The 15,462-nt window shown below is 50.3% G+C and carries 13 protein-coding genes; 5 read left to right on the forward strand and 8 right to left on the reverse strand.

From position 1 onward, the window contains the following. Positions 1-290: 290 nt before the first annotated feature. From fni to mvk, 4 genes are all read right to left on the reverse strand, one after another. Positions 291-1,382: a type 2 isopentenyl-diphosphate Delta-isomerase gene (fni, locus tag LMG33818_RS05615; RefSeq protein WP_442322388.1), complete on the reverse strand. Its 1,092-nt coding sequence runs from the start codon at positions 1,380-1,382 to the stop codon at positions 291-293. Next, on the reverse strand, positions 1,379-2,470 hold the full coding sequence (locus LMG33818_RS05620; protein WP_442322389.1) for a phosphomevalonate kinase: 1,092 nt from the start codon (positions 2,468-2,470) through the stop codon (positions 1,379-1,381). Before LMG33818_RS05620 ends, fni begins: the two co-directional genes overlap by 4 nt. A gap of 219 nt (positions 2,471-2,689) precedes the next feature. After that, positions 2,690-3,664 carry a diphosphomevalonate decarboxylase gene (gene mvaD, locus LMG33818_RS05625; RefSeq protein ID WP_442322390.1) on the reverse strand — a complete coding sequence of 325 codons (975 nt, stop codon included), beginning with the start codon at positions 3,662-3,664 and terminating at the stop codon, positions 2,690-2,692. Continuing rightward, entirely contained in the window at positions 3,661-4,653 is a 993-nt protein-coding gene (gene mvk, locus LMG33818_RS05630) for a mevalonate kinase (protein WP_442322391.1), read from the reverse strand. Before mvk ends, mvaD begins: the two co-directional genes overlap by 4 nt. Positions 4,654-4,657: 4 nt before the next feature. On the opposite strand from mvk, the gene LMG33818_RS05635 reads away from it, so the two are divergent. From LMG33818_RS05635 to cls, 4 genes are all read left to right on the forward strand, one after another. Continuing rightward, positions 4,658-5,080, forward strand: coding sequence for a hypothetical protein (locus LMG33818_RS05635; protein ID WP_442322392.1), 423 nt, complete (start codon positions 4,658-4,660; stop codon positions 5,078-5,080). Positions 5,081-5,533: 453 nt separating this feature from the next. Then, positions 5,534-6,475 (forward strand): oxygen-dependent tRNA uridine(34) hydroxylase TrhO, encoded by a 942-nt coding sequence (trhO, locus tag LMG33818_RS05640; protein ID WP_442322600.1) that lies wholly within the window; start codon positions 5,534-5,536, stop codon positions 6,473-6,475. A 441-nt stretch (positions 6,476-6,916) separates the two neighbouring features. Continuing rightward, positions 6,917-7,396: a YbaK/EbsC family protein gene (locus LMG33818_RS05645; protein WP_442322393.1), complete on the forward strand. Its 480-nt coding sequence runs from the start codon at positions 6,917-6,919 to the stop codon at positions 7,394-7,396. Next, on the forward strand, positions 7,393-8,808 hold the full coding sequence (gene cls / locus LMG33818_RS05650; protein ID WP_442322394.1) for a cardiolipin synthase: 1,416 nt from the start codon (positions 7,393-7,395) through the stop codon (positions 8,806-8,808). Before LMG33818_RS05645 ends, cls begins: the two co-directional genes overlap by 4 nt. Here the strand turns inward: cls and LMG33818_RS05655 are convergent. The 4 genes from LMG33818_RS05655 to mqo all read right to left on the reverse strand — a co-directional run bounded on the left by LMG33818_RS05655 (position 8,805) and on the right by mqo (position 14,173). Then, positions 8,805-9,080 (reverse strand): lipid-A-disaccharide synthase N-terminal domain-containing protein, encoded by a 276-nt coding sequence (locus LMG33818_RS05655; protein ID WP_442322395.1) that lies wholly within the window; start codon positions 9,078-9,080, stop codon positions 8,805-8,807. The genes cls and LMG33818_RS05655 overlap by 4 nt on opposite strands. Positions 9,081-9,163: 83 nt before the next feature. Further along, positions 9,164-10,072, reverse strand: a complete 909-nt coding sequence (locus LMG33818_RS05660; RefSeq protein ID WP_442322396.1) for a glycosyltransferase family 2 protein — start codon at positions 10,070-10,072, stop codon at positions 9,164-9,166. 145 nt (positions 10,073-10,217) lie between these two features. Beyond that, on the reverse strand, positions 10,218-11,960 hold the full coding sequence (locus tag LMG33818_RS05665; protein ID WP_442322397.1) for an ArnT family glycosyltransferase: 1,743 nt from the start codon (positions 11,958-11,960) through the stop codon (positions 10,218-10,220). Between the two features lie 242 nt (positions 11,961-12,202). Then, positions 12,203-14,173 (reverse strand): malate dehydrogenase (quinone), encoded by a 1,971-nt coding sequence (gene mqo / locus LMG33818_RS05670; protein WP_442322398.1) that lies wholly within the window; start codon positions 14,171-14,173, stop codon positions 12,203-12,205. A 437-nt stretch (positions 14,174-14,610) separates the two neighbouring features. On the opposite strand from mqo, the gene nadE reads away from it, so the two are divergent. Further along, positions 14,611-15,456: an NAD(+) synthase gene (nadE, locus tag LMG33818_RS05675; protein WP_442322399.1), complete on the forward strand. Its 846-nt coding sequence runs from the start codon at positions 14,611-14,613 to the stop codon at positions 15,454-15,456. The last annotated feature ends 6 nt before the right edge of the window (positions 15,457-15,462 follow it).

Here is a 15,462-nt window from a genome sequence, read left to right on the forward strand (position 1 = left end):
AAGAGAGCGATACCGGCTTTTGACCATCATGAGTCTATACCGGGCTAATGGGGAGTGCCATAGGTAAGCCTGGCAGTGTGACTAAGGCATAGTGTCAGGAATGAAAAGTCCGTGGGGGAGAAGACGGAGCTTCGCTGAATTTTGAGAAGCAAGGTAGGAAAAGAACAGAATGACCGTTATAGAATAAAATAAAAATAGAGCAAAAGGAAAGAAGGTCGATACCTGTTGGGCAACGACCCTTTCTGGACAGATGTAACATTAGCCCATTTGCTTTCAATGTTCCTTGTTTCTTATGTTCTCTGCTTTCTACGCTGAGCAAACTCAAGCGGGGATATCCCCCTAAGTTCGCAATACTCTTTGAGAGGGCCACGAATCAACAGGTCAGTCTGTTTGAGTGCATCAATGGAGGCGGCACCGACCATCGTCATTAATAATCGAATCTGTTTTTTCCAGTCTTCTAGTGTGGCAATCACACTTTCGGTGCCATGAGTGAGCAATTCATGCAGCACAAATCCGGATACCCCTACAGCCTTGGCGCCCAGCGCCAGTGCTTTAACGACATCAAGCGGCGTTCTGACCCCACCAGAGGCCAATAAAATAGTCTCCCCGCTCGGCGTATATGCAGACGTGCCTGCAACGAGACTGGCCTCCAGCAAGGAAGCCACTGCGGATTGCCCCCATCCCTCCAGATAGCCAAGTTCTCGCGCTTCACGACGCTGATTTTCTATCGCGATAAAGTTAGTCCCGCCGCGCCCACTGACATCAATAAGGGAAATACCCCTTGCCTGTAACGCTTGAATGGTTGCTTCGCTCATGCCAAAACCTACCTCTTTGGCGATGACAGGAACACTGACATGGCGTTTGATTTCGGCGATATTATCCAGCCAATGGGTAAAATCGCGGTCTCCCTCAGGCATGACCAGTTCCTGCGGCGCATTAATATGCACTTGTAGTGCATCGGCCTGGAGCATCTCAACAGCTTTTCTTGCGGCATCAGGTGCAGTACCCGCACCGACATTACCCATAATGAAACCGTCGGGATTCTGTTCCCTTAGAATACTAAAGGTGGGAGCCAGTTCGGGCTTTTTGAGCGCCGCACTTTGTGATCCTGTGGCAATGGCGACACCGGTTGCCCGCGCAACCTCACCCAGCGCCTGATTGATCTTGCCTGTATTGAGGCTTCCGCCGGTCATGCCATTGATATAGAAAGGCAATGGCCACTCGATATCGCCCAATTGTGTGATGAGGGAGACATGATCGCTGTTCACATTGGGTAGCGAGTGGTGAACGAAGTCAATATGATCAAAATCGTTGATTCTACGTTCTTGATACAGCGCTTCCGCATGAGCGACGTGATCATCCTTGCGTTGCGAATGGCTCATGCAGCATGCCTTTTTTCGTTATGTACCTTGAGAGAGAGGGGAAGAATACCGTTATAGGTCCATGCTTCCAACAGAGCCGCCATGTCATCATGGGCATGGAAAATGGCGATACCACAATCACCACCCCCTGCACCGGATGTTTTTGCAGCGCCCCCATAGTGCTCTGCTTCTTCACACAACAGGTGAAGTTCCGGTGTTTCAATATTGGTGGCAGCACTTTGACCCAGCGAATGAAGTAGCCGACGATAGACGCGAATCTGATCCTGAATTGATTGCGTATCCGCTTGATCAAAGGCATCGACCATCGCTTTCATGCAGGTCTTTGCACCTGCGAGAAACTCGTCATAATGTGTTTCACTGTTTCCTTTGCGGGACTGAACCATGGCAACGAGCGCCGGTGTTGAAGCGGGGGCGCCGGTCCATCCGATCAACAGCCGAAGATCCTGTGGGGCTTTCAAGTGGCGGATATCAAGATGAGGCCATTCACGCATCAGCATGTCCGTCACTGTTGCGTGCTCACGAGTGTCGCGCGCCCATTGACGATCGAACGCTGTATAGGCTATCCAGCCGCCATAGGCACTGGTCGCCAAATCACCACAGGAGCCATTGGGGTGAATATCGATTTGTGCCAATGCCGCCAGTTTAAAGAGCATCAAGGGCGAAAGTGCCAGAGCATAAAAACGCGCGAGCGCTTTGATCGTAGCTACTGTGACCGCACCACTTGAGCCCAGACCGTATTTGCGCCCGGATGAATCGTCCAGTTGGCTATCAATATCCAGATGGTAGAAGCCGAGCTCGCGCCCCTGCTCCATGGCATAGCGTTCGGTCACATCGATGGCTGAGAGCACATAGGAGAAAGGGTGTTCCTCCTGATCCAACACCAGACGTTGATCACCATTCCGGTGCCAGCGTACGGGTAGGCGTCCATATTGATTGGAGGTAAGCGAACCAGCCTTTTCGGAAGGGGTGAGCCGTACTCTCAAAAAACGGTCAACGGCGACGAGAATAGCTGTATTACCGGGCTCGATAACGGCGTATTCACCCGCTATGTACAGCTTACCCGGCGCTGTTTCCTCAATGACTGACACTCACCACCCTCCTGATGACTGATTTTGTGACTTGATACGTTATACGATGTGAAAGGTTTCTGACTTCATCACTAAATGGTGATGAGTGGCCGCTAGACTGACTTGATTTTGGCTGAAGTGAATCACATCTGTCGTACGACTGGACACGAGTACCCATTGTAACAAATATGTTTATAACACGTACGTATTAGCATGAAGAAGTCGAGGCACCTGATAGTATTAAGCGATTTCAATACCCGGGCCGGGAAGGGCAGTCAACAAAGCCTCTTCCGGGAAATCCCTGGCCAAGTGTTGGTGCAATACTGGCAAGGTGCTTTTACGTGTAATGATTTTGACGTTGGGACCCGCGTCCATGGTGAAGTAGCACTCATGGCCTTCGGCACGTAACTCGCGAACCCGTTGCATGGCCATTAAACTGCCTGCTTCCCAATAGCAAAAGGGCGGATTGGCACTGAGCATGGTGGCATGCATACGCATGGCACTTATTTCAGCCAGTTCGCCCACGCGCGTAAAATCGCCCTCAATAACTGCTTTTTCCATATCGACAAGACGCTGTTGCGCATCTTCTACCCATGCAGAATAAAAAGGAGAGGTTTCAACAGTGCGCTTCATTCCTTCTCGGCTCGAGACAGGCTTGTGCTTGGCATTGATCACGACCACCAGCATGGCAATTTCATCCAGCAAAGGAGACGTCAATGGGTAGGCATAGGAGCTTTCGTCGTCATCGCCGGCTTGCCACAGGGCAAAGCCTCCATAAATCGAGCGACTGGCAGAGCCAGAACCCTTGCGTGCGAGGCGTGAAAGTTCGCGATCATTAAGCTCAAGGCCAATGGCATGTGTAGCGGCGCCTGCCAGTGCAGCAAAGGCTGAAGCCGATGAGGCCAGCCCTGCTGCAGTGGGAACATGATTATGGGATTCAACGTGGGCTTGCCAATTGACACCCTTCATGTGCCGGATTTTGTCCAGAAACTGTTGGACCTTCAACAATGGAGTACCCGTAACGACTTCGCCGTCGAGCGTGACCGTATCCTCTCCCACCTGCTCCGAGAAACTGACCTCGGTGGTGGTATGGAATGCATCCAACGTAAGCGAAAGGCTGCCATTCATCGGTAGAATCAGTGAATCATCCTTTTTGCCCCAATATTTGCTCAGAGCGATATTACTGTGTGCCGTGGCGCGAGCCCGTCTGCTCATGAAAGGGTATCCTTGACCAAGTGTTCTGGTGCCTGATGGTTTTCAAAGGAGTGAATCCAGACGCGTTGCGCACCTGCCTGATACAAGGCATCCGAGACTTTGTCAGCACTCTGTGCATCACGGCAAAGTGCCAGCATGCAACCGCCACCGCCACCGCCGGTGAGCTTCGCGCCCAGTGCACCATGCTGGCGCGCAGCGTTAACCAGTGTTTCCAGCTCAGGACTGCTTACGCCCAGGCGGGATAGCGTTTCGTGTGCTGCATTGAAGGTCTTTCCAAGGGTTATCAGATCATCATTATCGATACTTCGTTTTGCCTCACGGGTGAGTTCACCCAGGTACTGTATCTCCGGTTCGACCTGATCGCGCTGTTGCTCAAATCTACGCCGTACCGCTGCCACGGTTTCCCGGGTTCCACCCTTGATGCCCGTATCTGCAATAACGATATAGCCCGAGAGCCTGATTTCCACATCGGTAAAGTTGCCCTGATGGAAATGGACGGCGTGTTGTGATGTCGTGGTAACAGCATCCAGTCCACTGGGTTTGCCATGGGCAATGCGTTCAGAGATTTGTACCAGATCGAATAGCGATTGACGGGTAAGCGGTGTGTCATGGAGGTCGTGAATTGCTTTTACAACCGCGCCTGCCACAGCCGCACTGGAGCCCATGCCGCGCTCAGCAGGGACTTCACTGTCAATATGAATCACTAGACCTTGTGTATCACTGTTCAGCTGCTCAAGACTGGCATCCAATGCTGCGCGGATACCTGACAGCGGCTGGGGGAGTTCACTCATGGGGCCATCGTAAATTCTGCTTTTGAACCATGCTGGCCCACTGCCTCGCGTGACACGGGCATGCATCGTGATGCCCAATAAAGGGATTGCGATGGCAGGTTCGCCATATACGACGGAATGTTCACCGATAAGAATGACTTTCCCGCTGGTCGTTCCGTAGCCGACTCGTTGGGAAAGTGTTCGCTGCTCGCGTTGCATTAGGTTGTTCCAGTACTCATGTGACCACACCCCGATCACGTCGCCCACCGGTACCGCTATTTCGCTGGCACCCCTATTCCTTCACCACCACTCGTTCTTCACCATCACTCGTTCGTCAGCACTACTCGATTTATCGCTACCGCTTTGCCGTGATCGTATCTTCAATAACGCTATTTTATCTGTATCGTTTATAACGTTTACCAGTGAAGCAATTATCTCCGCAAAACAATTGTCTCTGTACAACCATTATTCATTCCTGCGCAACAGGGATAATGGATCGGTGTCCTGCTCGGCCAGTGCAATCGCTGGCCGTCATGGTGACCGCTATTATCTGTGGCTGTATTGGAGCCGCCGATGTATTGCGCATGGCTTCAATAGTCAGGTATTTAGCGTTCGCGTTGGGCGTACATGGTCATGTTTGCCATAGGGTACACGATTCGAGGGGTGGACCGCATCTTTCATGGCAATCAAATTGCATTGGGTTGCAGGAATTTTTGATGTAATGGCGCGGAAAGGGAAATGGCAGGTAATCCTGATAAAAAGCTGGTATACTCTGCGCCCAAAAAATACCGTTGACCATGGGTAGAACATAGAGTCATGAATGGGCCATAAAGGTTGATTTCGCATTGCTGGCGAGTGTTTGTAGCTGGCATGAAGATTTTATCATCTGCATCGAAGTCTGTTCGTCCCCTATGATCTCATTCTCAACGTATCAGATATTCAACAAGCCATTTTCAAGTACATCTTGCATGTACATCACGGTCAGCCCTTTACGCGGGCACCTACTGTGGAGAAAACCATGACAACCGAGTCAGTGCAGGACGCATCCCTGAATAGCCACCCTTCTGTGGATACTCCGAATACCCGGTCCGATCACACCATGTCGGATACTTTGAGTGCAGAACACCCTATTGTGGTATCGGCACTTTATCAGTTCGTCCACCTGGACGATTTTGAAGCATTGAGAGATCCCTTGCGTGAATTCATGTTGAAGCATGATATCAAGGGTACATTATTGCTTGCGTTAGAAGGTATCAACGGTACTGTGTCCGGTTCACGGGAAGGAATTGATGCCCTGTTGTCATGGTTCGAACAGGATGGCCGCTTCAATGGGCTCGAATACAAGGAATCCTTTTGCAGCAAACATCCTTTTTATCGTACCAAGGTAAAACTCAAGAAAGAGATTGTAACGTTGGGTGTGGATGGGGTGGATCCCAATAGCAAAGTGGGCACTTATCTGGAACCGGAGGAGTGGAATCGCTTGCTGGAAGATCCTGAAGTTTTGCTGATCGATACGCGTAATGATTATGAAGTGGATATTGGCAGCTTTGATGGTGCAGTTGACCCGAAAACCAAAACATTCCGTGAATTTCCCGAGTATGTGAAGAACAATGTGGACCCAACCAGGGTTAAAAAGGTAGCCATGTTCTGCACGGGAGGAATTCGTTGTGAAAAAGCGTCCAGCTATATGTTGAGTGAGGGCTTCGAAGAGGTATATCACCTGAAAGGGGGAATACTTAACTACCTCAAGGAAATTCCTCAAAGCGAGAGTAAATGGCATGGCGAATGCTTTGTATTTGATAATCGTGTTGCGGTAAATCATGATCTTGCACAAGGTCAATATGACCAATGCCATGCGTGCCGGCATCCGGTGTCAAAAGAAGATCGTGAATCAGAACAGTATGTGCCGGGTATCAGCTGCCCATATTGCTGGGATTCATTGCCAGAAAAAACACGTAAAAGTGCTATCGAACGGCAGAAGCAGATTGACCTCGCCAAGGCACGTAACATGCCTCATCCCATTGGACATACACAGCGTTGAAGTAAACTCCAGCGTTCATGATAAAAAGGCAGCCTCTATGGGCTGCTTTTTTTATAGATTTTTTATAAGTAAAGTTCGACGCTTTCTTCATCCCGGCTATTTACCTTTCGTCTTATTCTTGAGTTTCCAAGCAGGGTTGAAAAGAATTTATTTCTCCTCGGGTATAGCCTGGGTTAGGCACCCTATATGGGTGGATTGATTAACGTAACCGGTTGCCAATCAAGGAACACCCGCGTTAAAACATTGCTCCCCCTATTAAAGCTTGGTACAAAAGTGCTATTGATAGCGCTTTTTCATGAATTGTTGAAATGGTTCAAGACGTATTTTCGCTGTATGAACTGCGATGATTGATGAATGAGTGCCATCAGGAACAGAATTCAGGAATGGTTAAGTATTCGTACAATCCTGTTTTGGTAATAACCAGATGGTAGGTGAGGGCAGATGAGTTTCGAATCGGTCAAGGCATTTCTCGCCCAAAGGGCACCTGAGGTACCGGTGACAGAGATCAGTGAAAGCACCGCTACGGTTGAAGAGGCAGCCAGGGCTTATGGGGTACGTCCCGGCCAAATAGCCAAGACACTCTCCTTCCGTATCGATGGTGGAAAACCTATCTTGATCGTCGCCCGTGGTGATACCCGGATCGATAACCGCAAAATTAAAAACACGTTTGGTGGCAAGGCCAAAATGCTCTCTGCCGATGAGGTTGTTGCCTATACCGGTCAACCCATCGGAGGCGTTTGTCCCTTCGACTTGCCCCAGTCCTTACCCGTCTATTGTGATGTTTCCCTTAAATCCTTTGAGGTTGTGATGCCCGCTGCAGGATCGACTCATAGCGCTGTAGAAATTTCGCCTGAACATTTGATGACACTGGTCAACGGTGAGTGGGTGGATGTGTGCAAATTGCCGGAGACATCTGTATGAGTGCCATTTCGTGGTTGGGGCTTATCGTTATCCTGCTTCATATTGCAGGCATTATCGCTGCGATTGATGCCGTGTTTCGTGCGCGAACAGCGCAAGGCTCTATTGCCTGGGCAGTATTGTTGATCAGTTTTCCCTACTTTGCGCTGATCCCTTACTTTATTTTCGGGAGTTCCCGGTTTGGTAATTACGTTCAGGCGCAGCGTAAGGAGAGAGAACGCCTGCGCGAACAGGCCGATGCATTACCCTGGCAACCCGACCTTTCCCACCAGGCTACCGGGAATTTGCCGGCGACGGCACGCCTGACCCACATGCCTACCATGGAAGGGCACACGGTCAAATTGTTGATAAATGGGGACGCCACGTTCAAGGCCATTTTTTCAGCGATCGAAAAAGCTCAGCATCATGTCATCGTGGAGTTTTTTACCGTTCTTGATGATGATCTCGGTGAACAGTTGTTTGAACGTTTGCTGGAGCGGGCGGCTGCCGGTGTGACGGTCTATTTTCTATGTGATGGAATCGGTAGCCATGCACTCCCGCATTCCGCGATTGCACGTCTACGGAAGGGAGGCGTGAAGGCATACAAGTTTGTGACTCAACGAGGTATTGGGGTCAATCGTTTTCAGGTCAACTTCAGGAATCACCGTAAGCTGGTCATTGTCGACGGAGAGTCAGCCTTCGTGGGGGGGCATAATGTCAGTGATCTTTACGTGGGGAAAAAACCGCCGTTATCCCCCTGGCGCGATACTCATATTGAAATTCATGGGCCCGTCATTGATTGTTTGCATTACTCTTTTGCCGAAGACTGGTTCTGGAGTGCCGGCGAATTACCGGAAATTCATACGTCCAGCCACGCTCATAAAGGAGGAATGTTGTGTCAGGCACTTCCGACAGGGCCTGCCGATCAGGTTGATATCTGCATTCAGCAGCTGTTGGAAATCATCGGCAAGGCGCAGCATCGCCTATGGATGAGCACGCCGTATCTGGTGCCTGATGAAGCAGTGATGGAGGCGTTGAAACTGGCGGTCAATCGTGGTGTAGACGTGCGCATAATTGTTCCCGCACGGGCGGACCATGAGATTGTGTATCTGGCCAGCCGCCTGAGCGTACGGCGTTGTATAGAGGCCGGAATGCGTATTTTCCGTTTTCAGCCCGGGTTCGTGCATCAAAAGGTATGGTTAATGGATGATGAGTGTGCCGTCATTGGTAGTGCTAACCTTGATAACCGTTCCATGCGTCTTAATTTTGAATTAATGGTCGCGACTTTCGACCCAACGTTTGCAGCGCAGGTCGCCGAGATGTTGGAGGATGATTTTTCAAAATCAAAAGAAGTGCGGCAGGCCCATCTGGATGCTGTCCCAAAATGGCATCAGATAGGGGAACATATAGCACATCTCTTTGCGCCGATTCTTTAAGAGACAAGCTGCTGCCGTTCGCGATATATCAGGACCAGATTGCGTACATAGATAAACAGGCCGGAGACCTGACCGAAAATAAAGACCGGGTCCCGCCGGTATAGTGCATAGGCCAGTAGCGTTATTCCTCCTGCGAGGCTGAACACCCAGAAGCTGACGGGTACGACACTCCGCTTGACTCGCTCACTGGCTAGCCACTGAATCAGAAAACGACAAGAGAAAAGAGTCTGTCCCAAAAAGCCCAGGCCTAACCATAGAATGGGTATTGACACGTCAAGCTCCTTCTTCCTGTCATGCGAATAAGCGATGAGTAACGAAGTTTCATGATCAACATAGCTTCATGGTAATGACAGCCTCATTTTGCCAGGGGGTTATCCAAAGTGCTGGATCGTAGTGTGCCGTCAGGTGTGAATATCGCGGTTTTTGAGGACGCTTTCACGTCCTTTGCTGGTCTTTCGCTCAGTGGCAGACGGCTTCGCCTGTTTAACCACATGACGCCTATCATATCGATGATTCCGACCCACAGACGATTATTCACGCCATAGTGCGAACGCCCATATTGGCGTGGACGATCATTTACAGGTAACGAAATACAATTCCGGCCTTGCCCCTGCATTAACGCGGGTAGAAAACGGTGCATATGATCGAAGTAGGGGAGAGCCAGAAAGGCATCCCTGCGCATGAGTTTGAGCCCGCACCCCGTATCAGGTGTATTGTCGCTCAGTAGGGAAGCACGAATACAATTGGCAGTTCGCGATGATATACGCTTAAGTAATGTAGCGCGCCGGTGGAATCGATACCCTGCTACCATATCAATATCAGACGCGCAGGCCTCTGCCAGCATGGCAGGGATATCTGCCGGATCATTTTGCCCGTCACCATCCAGGGTGACCAACCATTTTCCACGTGCGCTATGGGCCGCTTCCCATATCGAAGTACTTTGGCCCCTGGCATGGTCATGTTGAATGGTTTTCAGCTGTGGATGGCGACGGCTGAGGCGGGAAAGTAGCTCGCCCGTTTTATCTGTGGAAGCATCATCGACAACAATGATCTCGTATTCCCTTGTTGTGGCAATCTTCCTCATGGTATCGATGCTCCTTTCATGATAATGAATGCGTGTATTCCAAGGGGTCCCTTCTTTATCTGACTTGTCCTTTGTCGCGAAGAAACGCTCCAGTACCTGGATAATTTCATTCAACAATGCTTCAAGATTGTCGGCTTCATCCTTGGCAGGAATCAGCACTGAGAGTGTGAGGGGAAACATGTAAACTCCAGTTGTATAACGATAAAAAGTCAGTATTTTCAGTGGGTTATATATTTGCACGCCGTCAGGGATTGGTGATAAGGCCTTTTTTCAGGCTTTCAACAGAAGTGCCTCGATGATTGGGCGGGTGTGACTGTCTGTGTGATCATCCTGAATGCCCTGCTTTGATCAGCGATCTGGCGGGAATCAAAAGCAATGTCCTGCCTTCGAATTGAAATGTGTTGGCATACTGTGAATGCAATGCGCCTGCCGGAAAGTCACGAAGTGAGCCCACCAGCCAAAAATCCGGATGTTCTTCTGCATAGCGTATAAGTGAATTGCGCACTGTGTCGGAAACAAGGGGATGTTCAAGTCGGCCACTAAATTGAAATGTTGCCTGGTAATTACCGTCGATATAGGTAATAGACTTACCTTTTTGCTCCAACTGTGAGAGGGCATGGGAGACAGGCCCAATCTCATAACGAGACTGATACTCATGAATGAATTGGTGGGCAAGCAGGGTTTCGATGATGCCGATACCCAGCGCAATCAATACAGCGCGTAGGCGCACTGATGCTACTCGCGTCAGATGCCAGTAAGCGGCTGCAGCCACCAGTGAAATGGCAGCAGCAAAACTTACCCACTGTTCAAAGCTGGGTAAGAACGTATTCGGTCCTTTCAGTCTTATGAAAAACAGGCAGGCGAGGGTCAGCAGGATAAAAAGACAGGAAAAACGCTTAAGTCCCAACTGCTGACTTGCCTTCTCCTGCGCCACTGTTTTTTTGTCCTCAAGGGAGATCACGTGGCTGAGCTGTCGAGAGATGAGCAGTGCTACGGCGGGCATGAGCGGAACGAGGTAATGGAGCTGTTTGCCACTAATCAGTGAAAATATCGTAAAGGGAAGTGCCAGCCACCAAAACAGTAGAGATTGCCCTAACATGCGCGGCCGCCATAGTGGTAATTTCAGCCAGTAAACCTGATTGATCCAAAGGCACCACGGAAACAAAAGTACAGGCAACCAGGCCAGATACCACCAGATAGGGCGCGCATGGGGTGCCGCAGGGCCACTCAAACGATCCGCGGTTTGTCCCCACAGCAAACTGTGTGCAAAAACATGTCCTCCATAATGGGTTGCGGGAAGAGCCCAACAGGCCAATATCATCGCGGCAACAAAAATACAGGTAACGAGTCGCCCATAATACTGTTTCAGGGAGGCTGGCAGCTGTGTTGAGACTGGCTCGGAGGGTCTGCTATCGAACGGATGTCGCCACAAAGGTGCAGTCATCGCCACGGGTAAAAAAACGACGAAGGCAACAGGACCTTTCGTCAACAGGGCTGCGCCTAGCCAAAGTGCTGAAACAAACGTGCCTTTCCATGACATTTCACCCCTGCGCGTCAAGGGCTCTATGGCACCTACCACACAAGCGGTCAGCAGCACATCAAACATGACCAACTGGCTGAAGGCGGTCCATAGAGGAAGAGAAAACAGGATCAATTGGGCGAGGCGTGCTTCCTGCAATGAAGCACCGGTGTTACGTGCGATCCTGTAAAGTTTGATGGCCGCGATCAAGGAAGCCAGTGGTGCTATCAGTTTGGGCCACCACGAGGAGAGGCCAGTGAGGTGCCAACCGATTTCGATCAACCAGAACAATAAAGGCGGTTTATCCGCGTAGGGCTGTCCGTTCATCAAGGGAACCCACTGGGAATGAGCCTGCCACATTTCCCATGCCACTGAGACATAACGGGTTTCATCGATGGGAAGAATGGGGAGAGTAAGCGCGCCCACGACGGTCACTAACCAGACTGCCAGTACCCACCCGCCGAGAGTATCTTCCCTCAGCATTGCAGCGCTTATTGGATTGGCGTGAAGGGGGCTATATTCGTTGATAGAAATAGACTCGCGACGCATGTGGATTATCCTGTTGGCACTAAACATTGCCAGTCAGGTTATCAACGAACAGGTTAATTCAGCGTTAAGGGCCTGCAGCAGTGTCAGTCGCGCATGACAGTACCGAGTTGGAAGGAGCCTTTTTTCATAAGGGGTGGGGCGATTGGGCGTCTGGATGGAGCGGATCACGAACCTGGCGGTAAAACAAAAACGCTCCAGTCTTTCAACTGGAGCGTGTACAAGCGCTTTAACGTAATTTGATATCAATCCCTGGACGAAGAGGAGTCCTCGGAAGTCGAATTACTTTGCTTGCCATCATTGCTGACTTTGTTATTACTGGGTTTAGTATTACTGGCTTTGCTATTGCTCGTCTTTTGGCGATTGCCCGATGTTTTAGCACTCGCTTTCTTCTTGACAGTACCGTTGGTTTCAGACGATTTCTTTTCAGCCGCTGGCGTATTTTTATCGTCCTTTTCCTTTTGAGCGGATTTCTCTTTGGCGGGTGTGCTATTCCCTTGATGATCGGGTGTTACAGCGTCCCTGGCCTCGGTTTCCTGAGGCGCTTTTGGGGATGTTTCTGTCAGTGTGTCAGTTCGATGGGACATGGCTTCCTGCGTCTTCTGCGCCGTGGATGTATCCGCATTTCCCTTATCATCGGATGACGTGCTTTCTGCCTTGGCAGAAGCTGTAGGCGATTTCACGGACACTTCATCGGTAGCGGCTTGGCTGGACGTATCAGCGTCTTCGAATGCAAGCCCGAGTACCTTGTGAGTATGTGCACGTACTTTCTTCAGTAATTCGCCGTTCTCTGCCAGCAAGTCCGCTCGACCTGTGAAGATGTTGTCGAGTTTTCCTTGCCACTCTGAGCTGTAATAACGTTCCGAGAAACAACGTTCGAGTACCTGTAGCATAATGGAGACTGCCGTCGAGGCACCGGGCGAGGCGCCCAACAATGCAGCCAGTGAATTGTCGTCGTTGGATACGATTTCAGTACCGAACTGCAATTTACCGCCTTCGTCATCATCCTGCTTGATGATCTGAACGCGTTCACCCGCGACTTGCAAACGCCAGTCCTCATCACGTGCATCCGGATAGAAGTCACGCAGCGCTTCAACCCGCTGCTTGTGAGTCAGCATGACCTGACCGACCAAATATTTCACCAGTGGGAAATTACCCTTGGCGACGTCCAGTATAGGCATGAAGTTACTGAACGTGATGCTCAGGGGTAGATCAAGCAATGAACCTGTCTTCAGAAAGCGCGTAGTGAAGCCGGCAAAAGGGCCGAACAGCAGAGATTTCTTGCCATCCACAACACGGGTATCCAGGTGGGGCACAGACATCGGCGGGGCCCCTACAGAGGCTTTGCTGTACACTTTTGCCTGATGGCGAGAGACAATATCCGGATCATCGCAACGCAACCATTGCCCACTGACAGGAAAGCCTGCGTAACGGCGCGCTTCGCTGATGGCACTTTTTTGTAACAGCGTTAAAGCGGCCCCTCCTGCGCCGATAAAGACAAACCTGGCCTTGATCTGGCGTATTTCCTTACCTTCTTTATTGACGATATCAACGTACCAATTGCTGTTACCGTCCTGTGTCAGATTCTGCACTTTCTGGTTATAGGCAACCTTCACATCTTTTTCGCGTTCGAGATAGTCGAACAGCAGGCGCGTCAGAGCACCATAGTCAACATCCGCACCTTCTTCCACGCGTGTGGCAGCAAGAGGCGTATCCCCCGTACGGCCTTCGAATAACAAGGGCGCCCATTCCTTTATCTGCTCATTCTCTGTAGTGAACTTCATACTGGAAAAGCAGGGGTGAGCATGCATGGCAGAATAACGTTTGTTCAGAAATTCAACGTCGTCCTTGCCTTTTACAAAGCTGATGTGGGGAACGGGGTGAATGAAGCGATCAGGTGAGTCAATGGCATTCTGTTCTACCAGATACGCCCAGAGTTGTTTGGATTCTTCGAAAGAGGTGTTGATTTTGACCGCTTTGCTGATGTCGATGGAGCCATCTTTTTGCAGAGGTGTGTAGTTGAGCTCACACAATGCTGCGTGCCCTGTTCCAGCGTTGTTCCAGGCGTTCGAGCTTTCCTGGGCCGGACCGGCGAGCTGTTCAATGATCTGAATATTCAGATTCGGTTCAACCTGATGCAAAAGGGAAGCTAAAGTGGCACTCATGATACCTGCGCCTACGAGCAGGACATCTACCTCTTCCGTTGAAGTGGTCATACGATCAAGGCTCCCTATCTGGAAATGTCATATTGTACCAGCCAAGTGTAGTCAATCCATGAAGCGGTGCTCACGCATTAGCACATCCATCAGCCTCTAAATCATAAAGACTTCAGCGCTTACCCACATGTGAGCCGTATCGGTTAAACCGTGATGTCTACACCTGTCCTAGGCTGACTATTCTGTCACGTTTGAAGACAGATGTTGAGCCTCACTGCGGCCTTGGGTATGAAAGAAACGTGAATTAATGCCAATTCAGGTGAAACAAATTACGGAAGGCCCCATAACATGATAAATTTTTGATCAGTAAATGGGAAAATAGTGACCACTTTCACGAGTCTACACGCTATTGGCAATGTAAAAATTCAATAAAAGATGACACATTCCAATAAAAACAGCTTTTTTGAACGACATATTTCACAGATGACGGGAAGATCATGAGTACTTTGCGTAAAACGATCCTTAGTGAATTGGCAGTCAAGCCAAATATCGATGCTCAACAGGAAATCGCCCAGCGCGTCAGCTTCATTCAGGACTATATAAAGAAAAGCCATACCAAGGGGCTGGTGTTAGGCATTAGTGGAGGCCAGGATTCTGCTTTGGCAGGGCGGTTATGTCAGCTCGCTGTAGAGGGGCTGCGCAAGGAGGGGTACGAGGCTCATTTTTATGCGGTGCGTCTCCCTTATGGTGAACAGGCTGATGAAGCCGATGCGCAGATTGCCTTGAATTTTATTGCACCTGATTATCGAACAGTCATTAATGTCAAAGCCGCCGCTGATGCCAGCGCTGAAAGTGTCGCCAAGGCCTGGGCAGAGGCATTGCCCGATAAAAGCGAGTCGCGTCTGAGCGATTTTGTGCGTGGCAATATCAAGGCGCGTGAACGGATGGTAGCTCAGTATGCACTGTCCGGGCAGGTTGGGGCTCTTGTGGTGGGAACCGATCATGCAGCGGAAGCGGTCACGGGCTTTTTCACCAAATATGGTGATGGTGGGGTCGATATCACACCGCTCACCGGTTTAAGCAAGCGGCAGGGGGCCCAATTGTTGGCTGAACTGGGAGCACCGGCCAGTATTTCCAGTAAGGTACCGACGGCTGATCTTGAAGATGACCGCCCTGCATTGGCTGATGAAGAGGCGTTAGGTGTTCGCTATGCCGAGATTGATGATTATCTGGAAGGGAAAGAGGTGTCAGAGGCTGTTGCCAAGCGTATTGAGTCACTCTTCCTTGCAACACGTCACAAACGTACTGTCCCTGTCACGCCTCAGGATACCTGGTGGAAATAACCCTTG

Source organism: Cernens ardua (genome assembly GCF_051251085.1).
Classification (GTDB): Bacteria; Pseudomonadota; Gammaproteobacteria; order Pseudomonadales; family Halomonadaceae; genus Cernens; species Cernens ardua.